General features: G+C 70.5%; 17 protein-coding genes and 1 pseudogene. 8 read left to right on the forward strand and 10 right to left on the reverse strand.

Annotation, left to right across the window (positions count from 1 at the left end):
• Window positions 1-65: 65 nt before the first annotated feature.
• Window positions 66-1,349, forward strand: coding sequence for a streptophobe family protein (locus ACFYXH_RS11740; protein WP_389561915.1), 1,284 nt, complete (start codon window positions 66-68; stop codon window positions 1,347-1,349).
• Between the two features lie 13 nt (window positions 1,350-1,362).
• Here the strand turns inward: ACFYXH_RS11740 and ACFYXH_RS11745 are convergent, their stop codons facing one another.
• Genes ACFYXH_RS11745 through ACFYXH_RS11755 form a run of 3 tightly spaced genes read right to left on the reverse strand, consistent with a single transcriptional unit; the run spans window position 1,363 to window position 5,404 of the window.
• A complete protein-coding gene (locus ACFYXH_RS11745) occupies window positions 1,363-2,373 on the reverse strand; it encodes a serine/threonine-protein kinase (RefSeq protein WP_389561916.1) in 1,011 nt (336 codons plus the stop codon).
• A complete protein-coding gene (locus tag ACFYXH_RS11750) occupies window positions 2,373-3,035 on the reverse strand; it encodes a hypothetical protein (RefSeq protein ID WP_389561917.1) in 663 nt (220 codons plus the stop codon). The genes ACFYXH_RS11745 and ACFYXH_RS11750 overlap by 1 nt, the downstream gene beginning before the upstream one ends.
• A gap of 11 nt (window positions 3,036-3,046) precedes the next feature.
• A complete protein-coding gene (locus tag ACFYXH_RS11755; protein WP_389561918.1) occupies window positions 3,047-5,404 on the reverse strand; it encodes an FHA domain-containing protein in 2,358 nt (785 codons plus the stop codon).
• Between the two features lie 215 nt (window positions 5,405-5,619).
• Here ACFYXH_RS11755 and ACFYXH_RS11760 point away from each other — a divergent pair, with 215 nt between their 5' ends.
• The 4 genes from ACFYXH_RS11760 (at window position 5,620) to ACFYXH_RS11775 (ending at window position 9,137) form a co-directional block, all read left to right on the forward strand.
• The gene (locus ACFYXH_RS11760) at window positions 5,620-5,880 is read left to right on the forward strand and encodes a type B 50S ribosomal protein L31 (RefSeq protein WP_389561919.1); all 261 of its coding nucleotides are present in this window, start codon (window positions 5,620-5,622) and stop codon (window positions 5,878-5,880) included.
• A 92-nt stretch (window positions 5,881-5,972) separates the two neighbouring features.
• On the forward strand, window positions 5,973-6,875 hold the full coding sequence (locus ACFYXH_RS11765) for an NAD(P)-dependent oxidoreductase (protein ID WP_389561920.1): 903 nt from the start codon (window positions 5,973-5,975) through the stop codon (window positions 6,873-6,875).
• A 166-nt stretch (window positions 6,876-7,041) separates the two neighbouring features.
• Window positions 7,042-8,313 carry a VWA domain-containing protein gene (locus tag ACFYXH_RS11770; RefSeq protein WP_389561921.1) on the forward strand — a complete coding sequence of 424 codons (1,272 nt, stop codon included), beginning with the start codon at window positions 7,042-7,044 and terminating at the stop codon, window positions 8,311-8,313.
• Entirely contained in the window at window positions 8,313-9,137 is an 825-nt protein-coding gene (locus tag ACFYXH_RS11775) for a hypothetical protein (RefSeq protein WP_389561922.1), read from the forward strand. Before ACFYXH_RS11770 ends, ACFYXH_RS11775 begins: the two co-directional genes overlap by 1 nt.
• A gap of 76 nt (window positions 9,138-9,213) precedes the next feature.
• Here ACFYXH_RS11775 and ACFYXH_RS11780 read toward each other — a convergent pair whose 3' ends face one another.
• The 6 genes and pseudogenes from ACFYXH_RS11780 to ACFYXH_RS11805 all read right to left on the reverse strand — a co-directional run bounded on the left by ACFYXH_RS11780 (window position 9,214) and on the right by ACFYXH_RS11805 (window position 13,558).
• On the reverse strand, window positions 9,214-9,693 hold the full coding sequence (locus ACFYXH_RS11780; protein WP_389562265.1) for a hypothetical protein: 480 nt from the start codon (window positions 9,691-9,693) through the stop codon (window positions 9,214-9,216).
• Between the two features lie 64 nt (window positions 9,694-9,757).
• Window positions 9,758-10,039, reverse strand: a pseudogene (locus ACFYXH_RS11785) (permease); the annotation flags it as partial.
• 109 nt (window positions 10,040-10,148) lie between these two features.
• Window positions 10,149-11,051: a hypothetical protein gene (locus ACFYXH_RS11790; RefSeq protein WP_389561923.1), complete on the reverse strand. Its 903-nt coding sequence runs from the start codon at window positions 11,049-11,051 to the stop codon at window positions 10,149-10,151.
• A gap of 126 nt (window positions 11,052-11,177) precedes the next feature.
• The gene (locus ACFYXH_RS11795; protein WP_389561924.1) at window positions 11,178-11,609 is read right to left on the reverse strand and encodes a hypothetical protein; all 432 of its coding nucleotides are present in this window, start codon (window positions 11,607-11,609) and stop codon (window positions 11,178-11,180) included.
• A 159-nt stretch (window positions 11,610-11,768) separates the two neighbouring features.
• Window positions 11,769-12,596: a hypothetical protein gene (locus ACFYXH_RS11800; RefSeq protein WP_389561925.1), complete on the reverse strand. Its 828-nt coding sequence runs from the start codon at window positions 12,594-12,596 to the stop codon at window positions 11,769-11,771.
• A gap of 161 nt (window positions 12,597-12,757) precedes the next feature.
• Window positions 12,758-13,558, reverse strand: a complete 801-nt coding sequence (locus tag ACFYXH_RS11805) for a maleylpyruvate isomerase family mycothiol-dependent enzyme (protein WP_389561926.1) — start codon at window positions 13,556-13,558, stop codon at window positions 12,758-12,760.
• Between the two features lie 231 nt (window positions 13,559-13,789).
• Between ACFYXH_RS11805 and ACFYXH_RS11810 the strand changes: the two genes are divergently transcribed.
• From ACFYXH_RS11810 to ACFYXH_RS11820, 3 genes are all read left to right on the forward strand, one after another.
• Window positions 13,790-14,161: a DUF488 domain-containing protein gene (locus tag ACFYXH_RS11810; protein WP_389561927.1), complete on the forward strand. Its 372-nt coding sequence runs from the start codon at window positions 13,790-13,792 to the stop codon at window positions 14,159-14,161.
• Window positions 14,162-14,446: 285 nt separating this feature from the next.
• Entirely contained in the window at window positions 14,447-14,638 is a 192-nt protein-coding gene (locus tag ACFYXH_RS11815) for a hypothetical protein (protein WP_389561928.1), read from the forward strand.
• A 125-nt stretch (window positions 14,639-14,763) separates the two neighbouring features.
• Complete coding sequence (locus tag ACFYXH_RS11820) at window positions 14,764-15,210, forward strand: SRPBCC family protein (RefSeq protein ID WP_389561929.1); 447 nt, start codon at window positions 14,764-14,766, stop codon at window positions 15,208-15,210.
• Window positions 15,211-15,311: 101 nt separating this feature from the next.
• Here the strand turns inward: ACFYXH_RS11820 and ACFYXH_RS11825 are convergent, their stop codons facing one another.
• Complete coding sequence (locus tag ACFYXH_RS11825; RefSeq protein ID WP_389561930.1) at window positions 15,312-18,398, reverse strand: alpha-mannosidase; 3,087 nt, start codon at window positions 18,396-18,398, stop codon at window positions 15,312-15,314.
• Between the last annotated feature and the right edge of the window lie 5 nt (window positions 18,399-18,403).

An 18,403-nucleotide genomic window follows, 5' to 3' on the forward strand; every position in this document is an offset into this window, starting at 1 on the left:
TCGCAAGCTGACGCGGTCGGCCCTCCCAGGGGGCGGAGCGCCGGACCCCTGCTTAGCGTGGCAGCGTGAGCCAGCAGCGATCCAGCGAACGGGCGGATGCGAGACGCGCCGCGCACTACTGGCGTGACGCCCTTGTAGCGGTGCTCGCCGGGCTGGCCGTCATGATCGTCACGGCCGCTCTCGGCCTCTGGGCCGCGGGCGCGGCAGGCCTCCCCGGGAACGCGTTTCCGCGGGTCGTCGCGGCCGTCGTCGTGCTGGCCGTCGGCGGCTCTGTAGACCTCTCGGGAGACGCCGGGGTGATCGCCGAGACGAAGGTGGGCCTCACGGTGATGCCTCTCTCGGTGACCCTCGTCGGGGCCCTGGTCATCGCCACCGGCTTTCTCCGGCCGCTGCGGCACCGAGCCGTCGCCAGTACCCGCGAACTGGCCGGCTGGGCCGCCCGGATGGCGGCGGTGTGGGTGCTCGCGCTCATCGCCCTCGCGGCCCTGGCCCGCCACAGCTTCGCCATCCGGCTCGGGGACCGGACGATCGCGGACATCGGCGAAGTGCTGGACGCATCGCCCGAGGTCGGGTTCCAGGCCGATATCGCCCTCACCCTGGTCTTCGGCCTGCTGTGGCTGGCGGGCCTCCTGGTGCTGGCCCTTCTCGTCTCGCGCAAGGCGCCGCTGCCCGCCCGCCTGGTGCGCTTCCAGGAGTCGGTGCGCCCAGCAGCGTTCGCCATGGTGGCGCTGCTGCTGGCGTACGTCGTGCTGGGGCTGGTTACCGGACTCGTCGTACTGGTCACCCGTGGTCACCCGGCCGAGACGCTCGCCGTGATCCTCCTCGGACTGCCGAACCTCGTCTGGCTCGCCCTCACGCTCGGCCTCGGCGCTTCCTGGGAGGGGAAGGTGCAAGGCCCTTTCGGGCTGCCGGTGCCGCACGTTCTGGACTCGGTACTGCGCACTTCGGACGTCTCCACCCTCAACCTGAGTTCGCTCTCCGAACACGACGGACGGGCCTGGTGGCTGCTGGTCGTGGCCGCGCTCCTGCTGCCGGCCGCCGCGTTCCTCATGGCGGCCCGCTCACCCGCCCGGATGCGGCCCTGGCAGCACGCCGTGCACATGGCGGTGGCGCTCGCCCTCACGGTGCTCACCATCTGCCTCGTCGCCCGGCTCTCGGCCCACTACGGCCTGTCGCTGCTGGGTCTCGGGGACAACGGCGGCGGCCTCGACGGAGAGGTGTTCCTGCGTCCGAACCTGTGGACGGCTCTCGGTCTGGCCGTGGTCTGGGGGCTGGCCGCCGGATTCGTCGGGAGCCTGCTCGCCGCGCGGGTCCACCGTCGCGGAGAAGTGGAGGCGGCGGCGAACTGAGGTCCGGACTCGTCTACTCGGGGTAACCGGGGAACACCGGCAGCGCCCAGCGGGGCGGCTGCGGCGGCGGCCCCGGATCGGCGGCCGGCGCGCGGAGGTGCAGGTCCACCTCTGTCGGCGGATGGTCCACTTCCTCGGCGCCCGCCGCCGCCGCGCGCAGCGCGGTCACGAACTGCAGGCACGAGTCGTACCGGTCGTCGGGACTCTTGGCGAGGGCCTTCGCCAGTACGCCGTCGACGGCGGTGGGGAGTTCGTGACGCTGCGCGGTGACGGGCGGCGGCGGGTCGTACTGATGGGCCCACAACAGCGCCATATCGTCGTCGCGTTGGAAAGGCGGTGCTCCGGCCAGAGTCTCGTGGACGACGCATGCGAGGCTGTAGACATCGCACCTGCCGTCCACCGGGAGCCCCGAAATCTGCTCCGGCGCCACATAGTCGAGCGTCCCGACGAACTGGCCCACGGTGGTGAACCCGGTCAGCGACAGCGACTTCTTGGTCAGGCCGAAGTCCGTGAGGTAGACGTGCTCGGGATGGTCGCTGTCCGTGCCCGCCGCGACCAGGATGTTGCCGGGTTTGACGTCCCGGTGCACCAGGTCGTGGTCGTGGGCGGCGTCGAGAGCGGACGCCACCTGAGCGGCGATCCGTCCCGCGTCCGCCAGCGACAGTGGTCCCTTGTCGTCGAGCAGCGCGCGCAGATCCTGTCCGGCGACGTAGCGCATGGCGATGTAGAGGATGCCGTCGGTCTCGCCGGCCTCGAAGACCGGCACGATGTGCGGGTGGTCGATCGCGGCAGCCACCCTCGACTCATGGGTGAAACGCTGCCGGAAGGTGTCGTTGCGGGCGAGTTCGGGAGCGAGCAGTTTGAGCGCGACGGTGCGGTCCAGCCGTAGGTCCTTGGCGCGGTAGACGACGGCCATGCCGCCGCGGCCGATCTCGCTCTCGACCAGGTACCCGGCGATCTGCTTCCCGAGCAGGTCGGAGGGCCGTCCGACCTGCAGGCTCGAGTCGTGCGGGGCGCGGGTCATCAGGCGTCACCGGGCCGGGCGGGCCGCTGCGGGTCGGGGGAGTGGGTGTCGTCATCCGATCCGACGGGTCGCCCGGGTCCGGGGCCGCCCGCCCGTGCGGGGTTGACGACCTCTGTCGCCGGCGCCGCCTGCCGTTTCGGGTCCGGAACCTTCGCCCGGGAGTCCGTCGTCGTCCCGCCCGGGCCCGGCGAGGCCGCGTATGTGCTGAGCCGCGTCCCGTCGCAGTACACCCACCGCTCGTGCTCCGCCTCGTACAGCCACACCGACTCACCGTCGACGACCATCCCGACCCGCAGCCCCTGCGTACGGTGGCGGAAGGTCTCTCCGTCCGTCTGGCCGGACGTCAGCTCCTCCGCCGCGCGCCGGTACTGGCTCAGGGACTCCTCGACCCGCGCCAGCAGCGGTCGCGGGTCCGCAGTCCTGGCAAGCGGCTGACCGGCCGCCGGCGGCTCATGCGGTACGGCGACCAGCAGCCGGCCGTCGACCCACGCCGACCAGCCGTTCGCGCACAGGATCCGCCCCCAGTCCCCACGCCGGTCGACGAGCCGTACCGGGAGCAGCGGGTCGAGCGGTTCGGTCGGCCGGGACACGTCCGGGGCCTCCCAGGCGGGCAGCCCGCCCTGGGGGACGACATGTGTCGGGCTGAAGTCCTCGATCGTCATGAATCCCGCCTCTACTTCCGCATGATGGCGGGTTCATGTCGGCGCAGCAGTCTCGCGACTGCGTATCCGAAGACGACCGAGAGCACCGCAAGCTTCCCCATGTTCAGCAGCCACACAGACTGGGAGTGCCGGAACAGCGGATCCGCTGTCAGATCGCCCGGGACGATCCGGGTGAGCTCGATAGTCCCTGCCATCGCCCCCAGCGCCCATCTCGAGGGGACCAGCCACGCAAGCTGCTCAATCCCGGGAACTCCGTTGAGTTCCAGCAACGCGCCGCTGAAGATGACCTGGACAATGGTGAGGAGCACCAGCAGCGGCATGGTGACTTCCTCCTTGCGCACCAGCGAGGAGACGAACAGGCCGAGCATCATCGCGGTGAAGGACAGCAGGGCCACGGCCAGGGTGATCTCCAGCAGGGGCGGCATCAGCACTCCTTCGCCGCCCGGGGCGTTGAGGTCGACGCCGGCCAGACCCACGAGGGTCAGTACGACGGCCTGCAGCACCGTGACGGTGCCCAGCACCACGACCTTGGACATCAGATAGGCGGATCTGGACAGCCCGACGGCCCGCTCCCGCTGATAGATGACCCGTTCCTTGACCAGCTCCCGTACGGCATTGGCGGCGCCGATCAGCACACCGCCCACGCACAGGATGAACAGGGCGTTCAACGCCGTCTCTGCGTTCAGCCGGCTCCCGGCCAGGGCGCGGGTCATCGCGCCCATCACGAACGGCAGCGCAATCATGGTGATCATGAAGGTCCGGTCGGCGCTCAGTACGGCGGCGTACCGCCGCACCAGGGTCCCCAGCTGCGCCCCCCAGCTCCGGGTCCGCGGCGGCGGTGTGACGGCTGCGTTCGCTGCGGGGTGCGGGAGGGGTGGCTGTGCGGTCGAGTTCGCGATGTACTGCTGGTGGAACGGGGATTCGCGGTACTCTCCCGCCCACTCGCGGGAATCGTCGTTCTCGAAGGCCTCGAACGCCTCCGGCCAGTGCTCGAAGCCGAAGAAGGCGAGCGCGTCGTCGGGCGGCCCGTAATAGGCGATCTTCCCGCCCGGGGCGAGCACCAGCAGCCGGTCGCACACGTCCAGACTGAGCACGCTGTGGGTGACCACGATGACCGTACGTCCGTCGTCGGCGAGGCCACGCAGCATATGCATGACCGACCGGTCCATGCCGGGGTCGAGCCCGGAGGTCGGCTCGTCGAGGAAGAGCAGCGACGGCTTGGTCAGCAGTTCCAGAGCCACACTCACCCGTTTGCGCTGACCGCCCGACAGACTGTGGATCGGCTGCCCGGCCCGCTGCCCCAGCCCCAGCTCGTGGACGACCTCGGTGACCCTGGCCTGACGTTCGGTCTTCGCGGCGTCATGCGGAAACCGCAGCTCGGCGGCGTATCCGAGGGCCCGCTGGACCGTCAGCTGGGAGTGCAGGATGTCGTCCTGCGGTACGAGACCGATGCGCTGACGCAGCTCCGCGTAGTCGTGGTAGAGGTCGCGGCCGTCGTAGAGGACGGTGCCCTGATCGGCGGGACGGAGCCCGGTCAGGGCGTTGAGGAGCGTCGACTTGCCCGCTCCGCTGGGCCCGATGACGGCGAGCAGGCACTTCTCGCCGACCGGGAAGGAGACATGGTCGAGGAGCGTCTTGCGGCCCCGGTCCACCGTGACCGTCAGGTCCTGGACGCCGAGCGACACCTCACCGGTGTCGACGAATTCCTGCAGCTGGTCGCCGACGAGGCAGAACGCCGAGTGCCCGATACCGACGATGTCGCCGGGGGAGACCTGGGCCCGTTCAATTGGCTGGCCGTTGAGAAAGGTGCCGTTGTGACTGCCGAGATCGACGATCTCGTATGTGCCGCCCGACTGCGCCCGTAGCTCGGCATGCAGTCGCGAGACGGTGAGGTCGTTGACGACCAGGTCGTTGTCGGTGCCACGTCCGATGCGTACGGTGCGGACGGGCAGCGGCCGCACGCTGGTCGGCTGCCGGAAGGTGCTGGTGGCGGCCGGCATGGAGACGGCGGACGGATGGAGGGGCGGCTGCGCCGCCGGCGCGGTAGGCCCACGGCCGACGAGTACGGCGCGCGGGCCGTCGGCGGGGTTGCCGAACCGGATGACGCTGCCGGGGCCGACTCCCCACTCGTGGATGCGCTTGCCGTCGGCGTATGTGCCGTTCGTGCTGTGCTCGTCCTCGAGTGTCCAGTGGCCGTCCTTGGGCCGGAGCACCGCGTGGTGCCAGGAGACCCGGGCATCGTCGATGACGATGTCGCTCCTGGGGTCGCGCCCGACGTGGTAGTCCCGGCTCGGACTCATCACCGTGGAGCCCGCGTCGGTCTCGAGGACGAGCTCGGGCGCAGTCGACGCGACAGGCTGCTCTCCCATGCCCGAATTCTAGCGATTGGCACCTATATGTGCCCGGTCGGCGCGGCGCCCCCGGGGCCGGTCTGCCGGACTGGCCCCGCAGACCGCCCCGCAGATCGGTCGGGCGGACCGGCCCGGCGGGAATGCCGCTGGAGCCTGCCGGGTTACAGCACCAAGCGCCGAAGTGAATGTGACATTCACCCCCACTAGGGACCGGCACTGAGGAAGGACTACGCATGAAGCCTCGTATCCACCCCGTCTCGCGCCCGGTCGTCTTCCGCGACCGCGCCGCGGACATCGCCTTCCTGACCCGCTCGACCGCCGACTCCGCGCAGCGTGTGGAGTGGCAGGACGGCAACACCTACCCGGTGATCGACGTCGAGGTCTCCTCGGCGAGCCACCCGTTCTACACCGGAAAATCCCGGGTCCTGGACTCGGCCGGCCGTGTGGAGCGCTTCGACCGCCGCTACGGCACCGCCGCGTCGGCTCGGAGCTGACCCCCGACCTGCCCGGCGCGGCCGCCGCGTCGCGGGCGGTCGCGTCGGGTATCTCTGGGCCAGGCGCATGACAACGGCGAGAGGTGACCCGAGTGGCAACACCGGCAACGCACGATGACGCGGCCCGTCCCACGGTGGCGGTGCTCGGCACCGGTCTCATGGGTGCCGCGATGGCGCGCAACCTGCTCCGCGCGGGCCTGCCCGTCCGGGTGTGGAACCGCACGCGAGCGAAGGCCGAAGCCCTGGTGGCTGAGGGAGCGCACTGTGCCGCGTCGCCCGCCGACGCCGTCACCGGCGCGGACGTGGTGCTGACCATGCTCAACGACGGACCACGGGTGCTCGCCGCCATGCGTGAGGCAAGCCCCGGACTCGCCCCCGGAACGGTCTGGGCCCAGACGGCCACCGTCGGCGACGCCGCCACGGCGGAGCTGGCCGATGTCGCGCGGGAGCAGGGCCTCGTCTTTGTCGACGCTCCGGTTCTCGGTACGAGGCAGCCCGCCGAAGCCGGGGAGTTGCTGGTACTGGCCGCGGGCCCGGACAGTGCCCGCGCCGTTCTGACGCCCGTCTTCGAAGCCGTGGGCCGGCACACCACCTGGCTGGACGACGACGGCTCCACCGGGGCTGCCAGCAGACTCAAACTGGTACTGAACAGCTGGGTCGGCGCCCTGACGCATGCCACGGCCGAGGCGATCGCCCTGGCACAGGGGCTCGGTGTCGATCCGCAGTCCTTCCTCGACAGTGTCTACGGCGGGCCGTTGGACAACGGGTACCTCCGGGTCAAGGCCAAGGCGATCCTCACCGACGACTACACGCCCAGCTTCTCGGTCGACAACGCCCTCAAGGACACCCGGCTCATCGTTGACGCGGGCGAGCGCTCCGGCGTACGGCTGGATGTGGCGCGGGCCGGAGTGGCGCGCTTCGAAAGACTGGTGGACCGGGGCCTGGGCGAGAGCGACATGGCCGCCAGCTATCTCGCCTCCTTCGACGAAGGCTGAGAGCCTGACCGCCCCGGGTCAACTACCTGTACCGCGCACCGCACACGTACCGCCTCCGCGTATCGCCGGCAGCTTCAACCACAATCCGGGCTGTTCTCCCCACACCTACCGATGGGGAGAACAGCCGGGTTTTGGATCAGCGGGCGATCTTCAATACGATCCGGCGATGATCACAAGAAAACGGCTGGCGGCCGCGTCGTGCGGCCTGCTCGCCGCCCTGGCTGTCGCGCTCTTCCCGGTGGGCGCCGCCGCCGATGAACCGGTGGCGAAGGCTTCCCCCAAGGTCGAGTTGGTGCTCGACGTCAGCGGATCGATGCGGGCGCGCGACATCGACGGCCAGACCCGGATGGCAGCGGCGAAGCAGGCCTTCAACGAGGTACTGGACGCGGTGCCGAAAGAGGTGCAGCTCGGCATACGCACCCTCGGCGCCGATTACGCCGGTGACGACAAGAAGCTCGGCTGCAAGGACACCCGGCCGCTCTATCCGGTGGGCCCGCTCGACCGGACCGAGGCGAAGACCGCCGTGGCGACGCTCGCTCCCACGGGCTGGACGCCGATCGGGCCGGCTCTGTTGGGCGCGGCCGAGGATCTCAAGGGCGGCGACGCCACCCGGCGGATCGTGCTCATCACCGACGGCGAGGACACCTGTGCTCCGCTCGACCCGTGTGTCGTCGCGCGTGACATCGCCGCCAAGGGAATCCACCTCGTCGTCGACACGCTGGGGCTGGTCCCGGATGCCAAGACCCGTGACCAGCTGAGGTGCATCGCCGAGGCCACCGGCGGTACGTACACCTCGGTACAGCACACCGATGAACTCTCCGGCCGCGTCAGCCAATTGGTGGACCGAGCCGCAGCGCCGGTCGTCACCCCGGTGGCGACCGAGGGCGGACAGCAGTGCACGGACGCACCACAGCTCAAGGCGGGCCTCTTCACCGACCGTGAGAAGTTCGGCGAGCACCGCTGGTACCGGGTGGATGTCCTGCCCGGCCAGGAGCTGCGCGCCTCGGTGAGCGTTGCCGCCGACCGGGCGGTCAACAACGACTACGGCGTCATGCTGCGGGCGGTGACCGTACACGGCCGGGAAATCGTCCGCGGCGCGGAGGCGGGCAACGGACGCACCGACATGATCTCGGCCGGTCTGCGCTATCCGAAGGCTCCACCGGCCGACGCGGACGAGGTCAAACCCGCCGCGGAGACCGTCTGCCTGCAGGTCAGCAACTCCTTCTCGGCGCCCGCGTCGGTCAAGACCGCCCCGGGCCTGCCCGTCGAGCTGACCATCGACGTGGTCGACGCGCCCGACGACGCGTCCGACGTGGCCTCCTTCGGTCTCGGCCGGGGCTGGTGGCTCCTCGCCGTCCTGGTGCTCACCGGCCTGGTGGCCGGTCTGCTGTGGGGCTGGGTCTCACGCTGGCGCGTCGCTGTCTGGAGGACCAACTGATGCGTACCGCACACATACTGACGACAGCTCTGCTGGGCGCTGCCGCACTGTTCGGCACGGCGGGCACGGCGGGCGCGGCCGCCGCGGACGATCCGTCGGCGAGTCCGAGCGAGAGCACGGCCGGCCCGACCGAGGCCGGTACCACCTTCCGTACCGCGACCGCGGTCGAGCAGGGCCGGCGGGCCACGGCCGGCGCGTCCACCGGCGACTACCTGTACTGGGTGTTTCCCGCGGACGCGGGGGAGCGGGCCACGGTGAAGGCCAAGGTCACGCTGCCCGAGTCCACCGGTCGGCACGGAGCCTCGACATGGCAGCTCGACGTGTACGACGGTCTGCGCCGTCGCCAGGCCTGTATGTACGGCATGCAGACCCGGGCGGCGGCGAAGGACGCCGCATCGGTCGAGCTGTCCTGCACGCTGCGTACGGTCCGTTCCTGGGCGGAGCCGTGGGCCAACGATCCGCTGCCGGGCAGCTACTACGTACGCCTGACGGTCGTCGATCTTCCTGAGCAGGACCTCGGCCAGCCGGTACGGGCCGAGGTCGAGGCCCAGTCGGCGGACGCCGGAGGCGCGCACGCGGGTGACGGCTCACTCTCCACTCCGCTGGTACCCGGCGCCACGGCCCGGTCGGCGAAGGACGACGACAACGCACCGAAGCAGGCGGCGGCCTTCGCCGAGCCGGACGGCGGCTGGGCCTCCGGCTGGTGGTCCGACCGCTGGATCTGGACCATGGCGGGCGGCCTGCTCGGGGCCCTGGCGGGCATCGCCGGCTACTCCCTCACCCGGGGGTCCGGCCGTCCTGCGCGAGTGCCACCGGGCAGCTGAACAACCGAGCGGCCACGGCGCTTCGCCGTGGCCGCTCCTCCATTGTCATCACCAGCGAACTCGTCCGCCGCGCCGTTCAACGGTGGCCGTCATGCTTCTCGTGGCTCTCGCGGTGGCCCTCGTGGGCATGGCTGTTGCCGGGTGCGCCGCCCATCATGCGCAGCATCGCCATCCCTCCGGTGCGGAAGAACCGCACCAGGAGGGCGGCCGCCAGGAGGAGGAAGGCGATGTTGAGCCAGGTGGTGTAGTTCCAAGTGATGCCCTCCATGGGGACCTTGGCGTCGGCCTGGTCGGGGATGAGGCCGAGGCCACCGAAGGTGAACTCCACGATGTAGCCGGCCATGACCGTGGCGACGTAAAAGGTGCCCAGCAGGAAAAGGGCCATCTTCGCGCCGTAGTACTTCCGGTAGATGTTGAGGAGCAGGTCGGCAAAGACCTCGCGCTGCACAGACATGTCCATCGCAGCATGGCCCTCCATCGCACCCGCGAGCCCGCGTTCGGCCTGCTCGCGGGCCTGGCGCAGGAGTTTGTCGCGCAGGAACAGCCGGAAGAGCACCGCAAGGCACGATGATCATGATGGGGCCGCCGACGAACTCCGCCGCGGTGAACTGCCAGCCCATCAGCAGCGCCAGGATGATGCCGAGTTCGACGACCAAGTTGGTCGACGCGATCTCGAAGGCCATCGCGGCGGTGAAGTTCGCGCCCTTACGGAACAGCGAGCGGGCCAGCGCCACCGCGGCGTAGGAGCACGAGGACGAGTCCGCGCCGAGACCGGCGGCGATGGCCAGAGTGCGAGGGCGGTCATCGCCCAGCAGCGAGACGACGGTGGACTTGCGCACGACCGCCTGGACCACGGCGGACAGGGCGAATCCCAGGATCGGCGCCCAGGTGCCCTGAAGCATTCCTTCGGGAGTGGGACCTTGCTCCCACCGACGCGGGGCACCCTCGAGGTGTCACGCGGGGGTGGGGTTACGGGGGCGCCGCCGCGTGGGCGGCGCCCCGCGGGGACGGTCAGCCGACGCGCAGGGTCAGCGCGGCGGTGTGCAGCTTGCCGCCGGTCCGGAACTGCAGGAACAGCCGCCAGTTTCCGGACGTCGGCAGTTCCGCGTGGAAGGACAGCTCGGGGCCGCCGTGAGCGCCGTTCACCTTCGTCTCGGGGTGAAGGTGCGCGAACGCGGTGTCTCCCTCGCGGAAGGCAGTCAGATGGGCGTAGGTGTCCAGGTAGGGCTGCAGGTCGGTGACGGGCTTGCCGCCCTTGGTGATGGTGACCGTGAGCGGTTGCGCCACGCCGGCCATCAACTCGGCCTTGACGGTGACGGTGTACCCGTCGGCCTCGGTGGAGCCGGCTGCCGCCGGCAACGGGGTCTTCGTCTGAGTGCCAGGGACGGTGAGGGTGCGGCTGAGCACGAAGTCCTTGCCCTTACCGGTCCCGGTGTTCGGAGTGAACGAGGCGAACATGCGCCAGGAACCGCGAGCGAGTGGGGCCAGGTCGGCGGTCCAGGCGCCGTCGGCGGCCATGGTCGGGTGGATGTGCTGGAAGCCTGTCAGGTCCGAGCGGATGGCGTAGAAGTGCATCCGCTTGGTCTGGTCGACCTCGAAATCGGTGACTGGCTTGCCGTCCGGGCCGGTGACGCCGAACCGGTAAGCGGCCTGCTTGCCCGCCGGGAGCGTCGTGTCCCGCGAGGTGAGGCGGTAACCGTCCTTCGCGTCGGCCAGGCCGCTGCCGTCTGCCATGTGGTCCATGCCGGGCATGCCGCTCACCGACGGAGTCACGCTCGCCGAGGAGGAGCCGGACGGTTTGGCGCCGTGGTCCATACCGGGCATCGAGGAGTCGTTGGAGGAACCGCAGGCGGCCAGGGCCAGGGCGGCCAGGGCGGTTGCTGCTCCGGCCGTCGCCAGGGCAGGGCGGCGCACGGCGGAACGGGAAGAACTGAACATCACTGTGGTCTTTCCGGGTGGGCACACCACGCCGGGTGGCGCGCCAATATGAGCAGGACTCGCTGCCGGGCCCGGTCATGGCGGGGTTCCGGCGCGGTCCTGTCACGCTCGCGCGATACACACCTGGAGCAGCAGGCTCCGTCCACCGGTCGGCGGCCCACGCCGCCCCGTCCGGCCGAGGGCCGCAGGCCGACCTGTCAGGGACCACGCCGCCGCGAGGGCGATGACGGTCACCAGGCCGGCCATCGGCAGCGGGGTCCGGTCGCGTGCGGGAGTCGAGGCGCAGAGCGCCCCGTGCGTCACCGACGCGTCCGACGCCTGGGCGGCGCCGGGGTGTGCCATGGCCGTCGTGGCCGCGGACGTCATCGAAGCGACGGCATGGTCTTTATGCATCGGGGCAGGCGCGGACATCGCACCGTGGCAGCCGACTGTGGTGGTGGCCGGGGCGCCGTGCATGAGGAACAGGCCGAGCAGGACCGCGCAGACCGCCGGCAGCAGGGCGATGCCCGGCCCGCGCGGTTGTCCGCTGTCCACCACTGCCGGTTTCCTTCCGACGCTTCATCCCCGCGCGCCCCCGAGGGGCGCGGCCTGCCCCGACGATACCCCGGCCGGGTACCCGGTGAGGCGCCGGGTGCGCCCGGGACACAGCCAGGTGCTCCGTACCTGGCGGCCGTGCGGAACGGCAGCGTCAGGTCACGCCGGACGGGGTCGGGACTGGTACAGCTGCGTGTAGTAGCGGCCGTCGGCCTCCAGCCCGGCGGGGTCGTGGCCGAGGAGGAGCACCTGCTCGATGGCGTTGCGCTGCTCTGCCGGGTCGGAGAACAATCGCTGCGGGTAGGTCTGCGACGGGTCTGTCTCCGTGACCAGGCCGTAGTCGGCCAGGCTCGAGATCACCGGCTGGTACGGGACGGTACGCAGGACGAAAGCGGTTACCCAGACGGGGATGCGCGCACTCTCCAGGAGGGATTCGAAGGTGCGGCGGGAGATGTAGCCAATGCCTCCGGTGACCGTGATCAGTCCGGTGTGTGCGACGGCGCGTCGCAGTTGGGGGCCGGCCGGCCGCTCTTCCAGGTTCTCGGCGTAGGCCTCGTCGAGCAGGCCGACCGCCAGGGCGTAGTCGACGGCGCGGTCGGCCGAGTCGAGTCCGATGACCGGGCTCGCGTCCGCGCGGCGCCTTGAGGCGTAGAACTCCTTGTCGTGCTCGATGAGTTCAGCCGGGGTGAGCGCTGCTGCTTCCGCGCCGGTGTAGTGCGCGTACAGCTCGGCCAGCGTGAGGTCATGATTGAGGAGGGCGGCGTTGATGCCGTACGAGCAGCACAGATCGAGGACTGTGACAGGGTCGCCCGTGCCCGATACCGCGGCCCGGTCGGCACGAGTGCGGCGGAAAATGGCCTGGGCCTGGTGCGGAATCTCGTATTCCAGTGGGGCGAGCCGACGGAAGTAGGCACGGGGATCAGGCTCGTTGTAGATGTCGTCGAACCGGGTCTTGCCCGGTGTGGCGCTGGTCCGGTCTCCGGTCATGGGGGGCACCTCCGCGGGATGGGGACAGGACTACCGCGTATGAACCTCTATCGGACCTGCTCCCTTCGACGGTAGGTCGCACGGCGGGAACCGGCCAGCCGACCGGCCCCCGCCACGGGGGCGGCGGCCGCGCCTGGCCGCAGGCCGCAACCGCTTGCTCTTCAGAACTCGGAGTTGCTGAACCAGAGCGTCAGCAGATCCTCGTCCCCGGAACTCTCGAAGGCATCCGCGCTGCGGTCGAGGCGGCCGTACATGAGCAGCAGCAGATCCGCGGCGGCTCCCTGGACGGTGGCGTCGGCCGATGTGGCTGTCCCGGTGGCCGCGGGGTCGGGGTCGATCCCGAAGCCGTCGGGCCGCAGGCGGACCAGCCAGTCGCCGTCCCTGTCGGTGCACCGGAAGCGAATGGTCTCTCCGTTGCCACGCAGATTGGCCACCTTGGGGGCGAAGGGCGTGGCGAAGGGCAGATTGACCAAGAACTCGTCCACGCCGTCGGCCGCGAGGTCGCGGTCGATCACGGGCCGCAGGCCGACGGCGAGTTCCGCGTCGGCGCGGTGCACCAGAGTTTCGAACAGCATCCGCCGCACCCAGAACCTGGCATGGTGATCGGCGCCCCACACCCACATCGGGGCATGCGGATCGGTGACTGCGAAGGCGCTCGCGGCCTCCGCCGCACTCGCCGTCAGCCAGTCGGCATAGTCGTCCTCGTCCGCCGGCAGCCGCAGTTCCACATCACGGCTCCGCGGTGGTTCCTGGACGAGCTGACGCAGCAGGACGGAGAACCAGCGCTGCACGCTGCCGGTGTGCCTGATCAGGTCGACGAGCGTCCAGCCCGGGCAGCTGGGCACCGGGGTCGCCGACTGTGCGCCCTTGACGACCGCCACGAACCTGGCGGTCTCCGCGGCGACGGCGTTGCGGTGGGCTGCAGGGCTGGAAGCCCAGCGCGAATGATCCGGTATGCCCATGGTGCCGTGCTCTCCCGAAGTCTCCGGCCCGGCGGCCTGACTGGCCGCGGGCACCTCCACGCAGCCTGTCACAGTGCCGTGTCCAGCCTCCAACGCCGCTCTGCCGTGTGCTCCAGGTCGAGCGCTACCAGGGGCAAGGTGCGGACCCGCCCCGTACGGCGGAGCCTGAGAAGGTACGACGTCAGCGCAGCGAAGGCCGGCCGCCGGCCTTCGCGCGAGGGAGGTGAGGTGATGGTGTCCGGCCCGTTCCACGTCCGGCGTGTGTACGATCCGCCGCGCCCCGACGACGGGTGCCGGGTACTGGTGGACCGGCTCTGGCCGCGGGGCGTCTCCAAGGAGCGCGCCGCCGTCGCCGAGTGGCTGAAGGACATCGCGCCCTCGGCCGAGCTGCGGCACTGGTACCACGAAGACCGCAGCCGCTACGAGGAGTTCGCCCGGCGGTATACGCGAGAACTGGCCGACTCCGACCACGCCCCGGCCGTCGACCGGGTTCTCGCTCTGGCCGGCACGCAGGCCGTGACCGTCCTCACCTCGGTCAAGGACATCGAACGCAGCCATGTCCCGGTACCCCTCGCCCACTTGGCGCGACGGTCCGAGCAGTGAGCCCCCAGGCCGGCAGCGTCAGCCTTCGCCGCCGTACCCACAGAATGCGCATCGTCCAGCGTGGGAGCCGCCGTTGTCTCGGGAGGGAGCTCGGGTGGACGAAGCGGCGTTCGGAGCCCCGGGAGAGGGCGGCGAGTCGGGGTGGGCATCCGGGCAGTCGGACGGCCCCACCCTGCAGCGTGGGGAAGCCGCCACGGCAGAGCGCCGGCTCCGCCAGGCCGCCGAAGGAGGTGATGCCGAGGCAGCCGCCAACCTCGGGGTACTGCTGCGGGCCCCGAGAGCTGGATGAGACAAGCCGGCGATGCCGACGCGGCGAACAACCTGGGCAAGCTCCTCGCGGAGCGAGGAAGGAACCTGAGAGAAGCGGAAGCCCGGTTCGAACGAGCCTCCGACGCAGGCATCTCCGTCGCGGCCGAGAACCTCAAGCTGCGCCGCCGCCACCCGATACGTCTCGGGTGGCGCCGCCGCCGTCCGTGAAACCAGAATGGCAGGACACCAGCCTGGCGCGGGCCGCCAGTCGCGAGCATGCCGGAAGTCTCCCGGGCCGTCCGGGACGATGCCGGCACGCCGCCGCCCGGGCGCGAGCGATCAGTGGAGGAGCCATGGCCGGTCAGTTCGAGGCAACGGTCGAGATCGGCCGCCCCGTCGAGGAGGTCTTCGCCTTCCTCGCCGACGGGGAAAACGATCCCAAGTTCAGCCCCAGGGTGCAGGAGATGGCCAAGACGACGGCCGGCCCGACCACGGTGGGCACCGTCTACAGGAGCACGGTCAAGGACGCCGGCATGACGACCAAGCGGGAGTTCCGGATCAGTGAGTTCCAGGCGCCCAACAGGATCCGCTGGACCGAGCTCTCGAAGAACCTCGTGACGGCCACCGAGGGCGGCTACGACCTCGAGTCCACCCCGCAGGGCAACACCCGTCTGCGCGTCTTCAACAGGCTCGAAGGCCATGGCATCGGCAAGCTCATCGCGGGCCTCGCCCTGAGCGCGGCACGCAAGGACGCCGATGCGTTCGCAGGCCGGATCAAGGCGGCTGTCGAGGCATCCTGAGCCGGCCGTCCGCCATCCGCGGCATGCGGCGCCGCGACGACCGGGACGGCCGCCTTCCACCGCGCCACGGCGGTGGACACCTCACTCCGGCGGCACGCCCGCTATGCCCGTGAGAGCCGCAGCGTCAGGATCTGGAAGGGGCGCAGCCGCAGCGCCACCGCGTCCTTCTCGACAGTCACGGACTCGCCCGGCACCGGACGCTCCAGGAGGTCTGTGACCTTGGCGCCGGCCAGCGGGAAGCCGGTGTGCAGCGTTGCCTTCGCCCGGCCGCCGAGGGACTCGTAGAGCCGAACCACCACATCGCCGGACCGGTCGTCGGCCAATTTCACCGCCTCGATCGTCATGGCCGGGTCGTCACTGCTCACCAGCGGCTCGACATCGCGAGCCGCCCCAGCCACGCGCAGCGGCAGGTTGAGGGCGTACCCCTCCATGATCGCGTCCTCCACCGTCGCACCGGGCAGCAGGGCGTAGGTGAAGCGGTGGATGCCCTGGTCGGCCCCGGGGTCCGGGACGCGGGGGGCGCGGACCAGGCTGAGACGGACCGTGGTCGTGGTACCGCCGTCCTCGCGAGTGGTACGGGCGACGTCGTGTCCGTACGTCGAGTCGTTGATCACCGCCACGCCGTAGCCCGGCTCGGCGACATGGACCCAGCGGTGGCCGTACACCTCGAAACGGGCCGCCTCCCAGCTGGTGTTGGTGTGCGTGGGGCGGTGGACATGCCCGAACTGGATCTCCGCGGTGGACCGGTCGGCGCGCACGTCGATCGGGAACGCCGCCTTGAGGATCTTCTCGGCCTCGTGCCAGTCGATCTCCGTCTCCACGTCGATACGGCGGCTGCCGGCCCGGACCGTGATGGTCTGGACGATCCTCGAGCCCTTGCCGAAGGCGCGCTCGACACGGACGGCGCCGAGCAGCGGGCCCGATTCGGTGACGGTGACCGACTCGGCGCCGAGCAGGTCGGTGAAGCGGTTCCGGTAGTGCTTGTCGATGTCCCAGGCGTCCCAGTAGTTGGGCAGGTCGCTGTGGAGCCGGAGAACGTTGCCGGCGGCGGCGAGGACCTCGCGGTCGGCGGCCAGGTCGCGTACGGAGGCGAGGGTGCCGTCCTCGGCGAACTCCACGCGGACCAGGCCGTTGTCCAGTACGCGGCCGGTGACGCTGACGGGCGCCGGCATCGGTACCACCGCCGGGATCGGTGCGCTGCCGGAGGCCGGGACCGCGGCGTACACGGCGACCGCGCCGTCGGACAGCTGCTGACCTGCTGCCGCAGTGCCGGCGGGGACCTGCACCACCTCCGCGCGGTCACGCGGACTGGTGTTGAAGACCCTTGGGGCTCCGTCGCCGAGTGCGGCGACCGCCTCCGCGGTGATCTCCTCGAGCTCCGCCGCCACTCGCGCGTACTCCGCCTCCGCCTCCTGATGGACCCAGGCGATCGACGAACCCGGCAGGATGTCGTGGAACTGGTGCAGCAGCACTGTCTTCCAGAGACGGTCGAGCCTTTCGTACGGATAGGAGTGGCCCGGCACGTGCAGCGCGGCCGTGGCGGACCACAACTCGGCCTCACGCAGGCGGTGTTCGCTGCGCCGGTTGCCCTGCTTCGTGCGGGCCTGGGAGGTGTATGTGGCGCGGTGCAGCTCCAGGTACAGCTCGCCGGACCACACCGGAGCGTCCGGGTACTCGGCCTGCGCCGCGGCGAAGAAGATGTCCGGGTGCTCGACCTTGACCTTGGCCGAACCCTCCAGGTCGGCCAGCCGCCGCGCCCGCTCCATCATTTCGCGGGTCGGGCCGCCACCGCCGTCACCGTGGCCGAACGGAGCCAGCGAGCGCGTGCCGCGTCCCTTGTCCTGGTAGTTGCGGACCGCGTGCGCCATCTCCTGCCCGGAGAATTCCACGTTGTACGTGTCCACCGGCGGGAAGTGCGTGAAGACCCGCGTCCCGTCGATGCCCTCCCACCAGAACGTGTGATGGGGCAGCTTGTTGGTCTGGTTCCAGGAGAGCTTCTGAGTGAGGAACCACTCGTTGCCCGCCAGCTTGGCCAGCTGCGGATAGCAGGCGTTGTAGCCGAAGGAGTCCGGCAGCCACACGCCCTTGGTCTCGATGCCGAACTCGTCGAGGAAGAAGCGCTTGCCATGGACGAGTTGGCGTGCGAGCGCCTCCCCGCCGGGCAGGTTGCCGTCCGCCTCCACCCACATGCCGCCGACCGGTGCCCATTGGCCGTTCTGCACGGCCTCCTGGATACCGGCCCAGACCTGCGGATAGTTGTCGCGCACCCACGCGTACTGCTGCGCCTGCGAGCAGGCGAAGATGAACTCCGGGTACTCCTGCGCCAGCGCCGTCACATTGGAGAAGGTCCGCGAGGTCTTGCGCTTCGTCTCGCGGATCGGCCAGAGCCACGCGCTGTCGATATGGGCATGGCCGACGGCCGACATGGTGTGCGCGCTGGCGTGCGCGGGACGCTCCAGGACCGGCCTGAGCAGCTCCCGTACATCTGCCGCCGTACCGGAGATGTCGTCCAGTGCCAGGGCGTCGAGCGCATGGTCGAGGGCGTGCATGATCTCGTGTCGGCGCGGGTCGTGCTCGCCGAGCTCCAGCATCAGCTCGCGCAGTACCTGCAGGTCGAGGGAGAGGTGCCACACGTCCTCGTCGAGTACGGCGAGATCGGCGCGGGCGAAATTGTAGAGCGGCTTGCGGCCCGCCGTGGCCTTGTCGCCGAGCGGGGTCGGCCCGCGGAAGTCGTTGGCCAGGATGTCCGGGTTGGAGGCGGCCTCTATGAGGTAGTCGATCCGCTCCCCGCCGACTGCGGGGTTGGCGACCGGGACGTACTGGTTCTGCGGGTTGACGGCCTTGAGCGGGCTGCCGTCCGGCGTGTGCACGAGTGCCTCGGCCTGATTGCCGGGCCAGTCGCCGACGAAGCCGAGATCGAAGACGGCCTCGACGCGCCGGCCCGCCCACTCCGCGGGGACCTCGCCCCGCACCTTGAACCAGGTAGTGCCCCAGGGCGGCCCCCATGGCGTCCCCATCGCGAACGGCTTGTACGTCTGGGCCTCGGCCTCGGCGAAGGGCACCGGCTCGTCGGGAACCTCCCACGCCTCGACCTCGAAGGGGAGCGATACGGCGTGGACGGCGGGCTGGATGCGCTGCTGCAGGATGCGCTCGACGCGCTCCTCGATGCGGCGGCGTTCGTCGTGCATGTGCG

Origin of the sequence: Streptomyces sp. NPDC002730, from assembly GCF_042888805.1 — a bacterium.
In the GTDB taxonomy this organism is placed as follows: domain Bacteria; phylum Actinomycetota; class Actinomycetes; order Streptomycetales; family Streptomycetaceae; genus Streptomyces.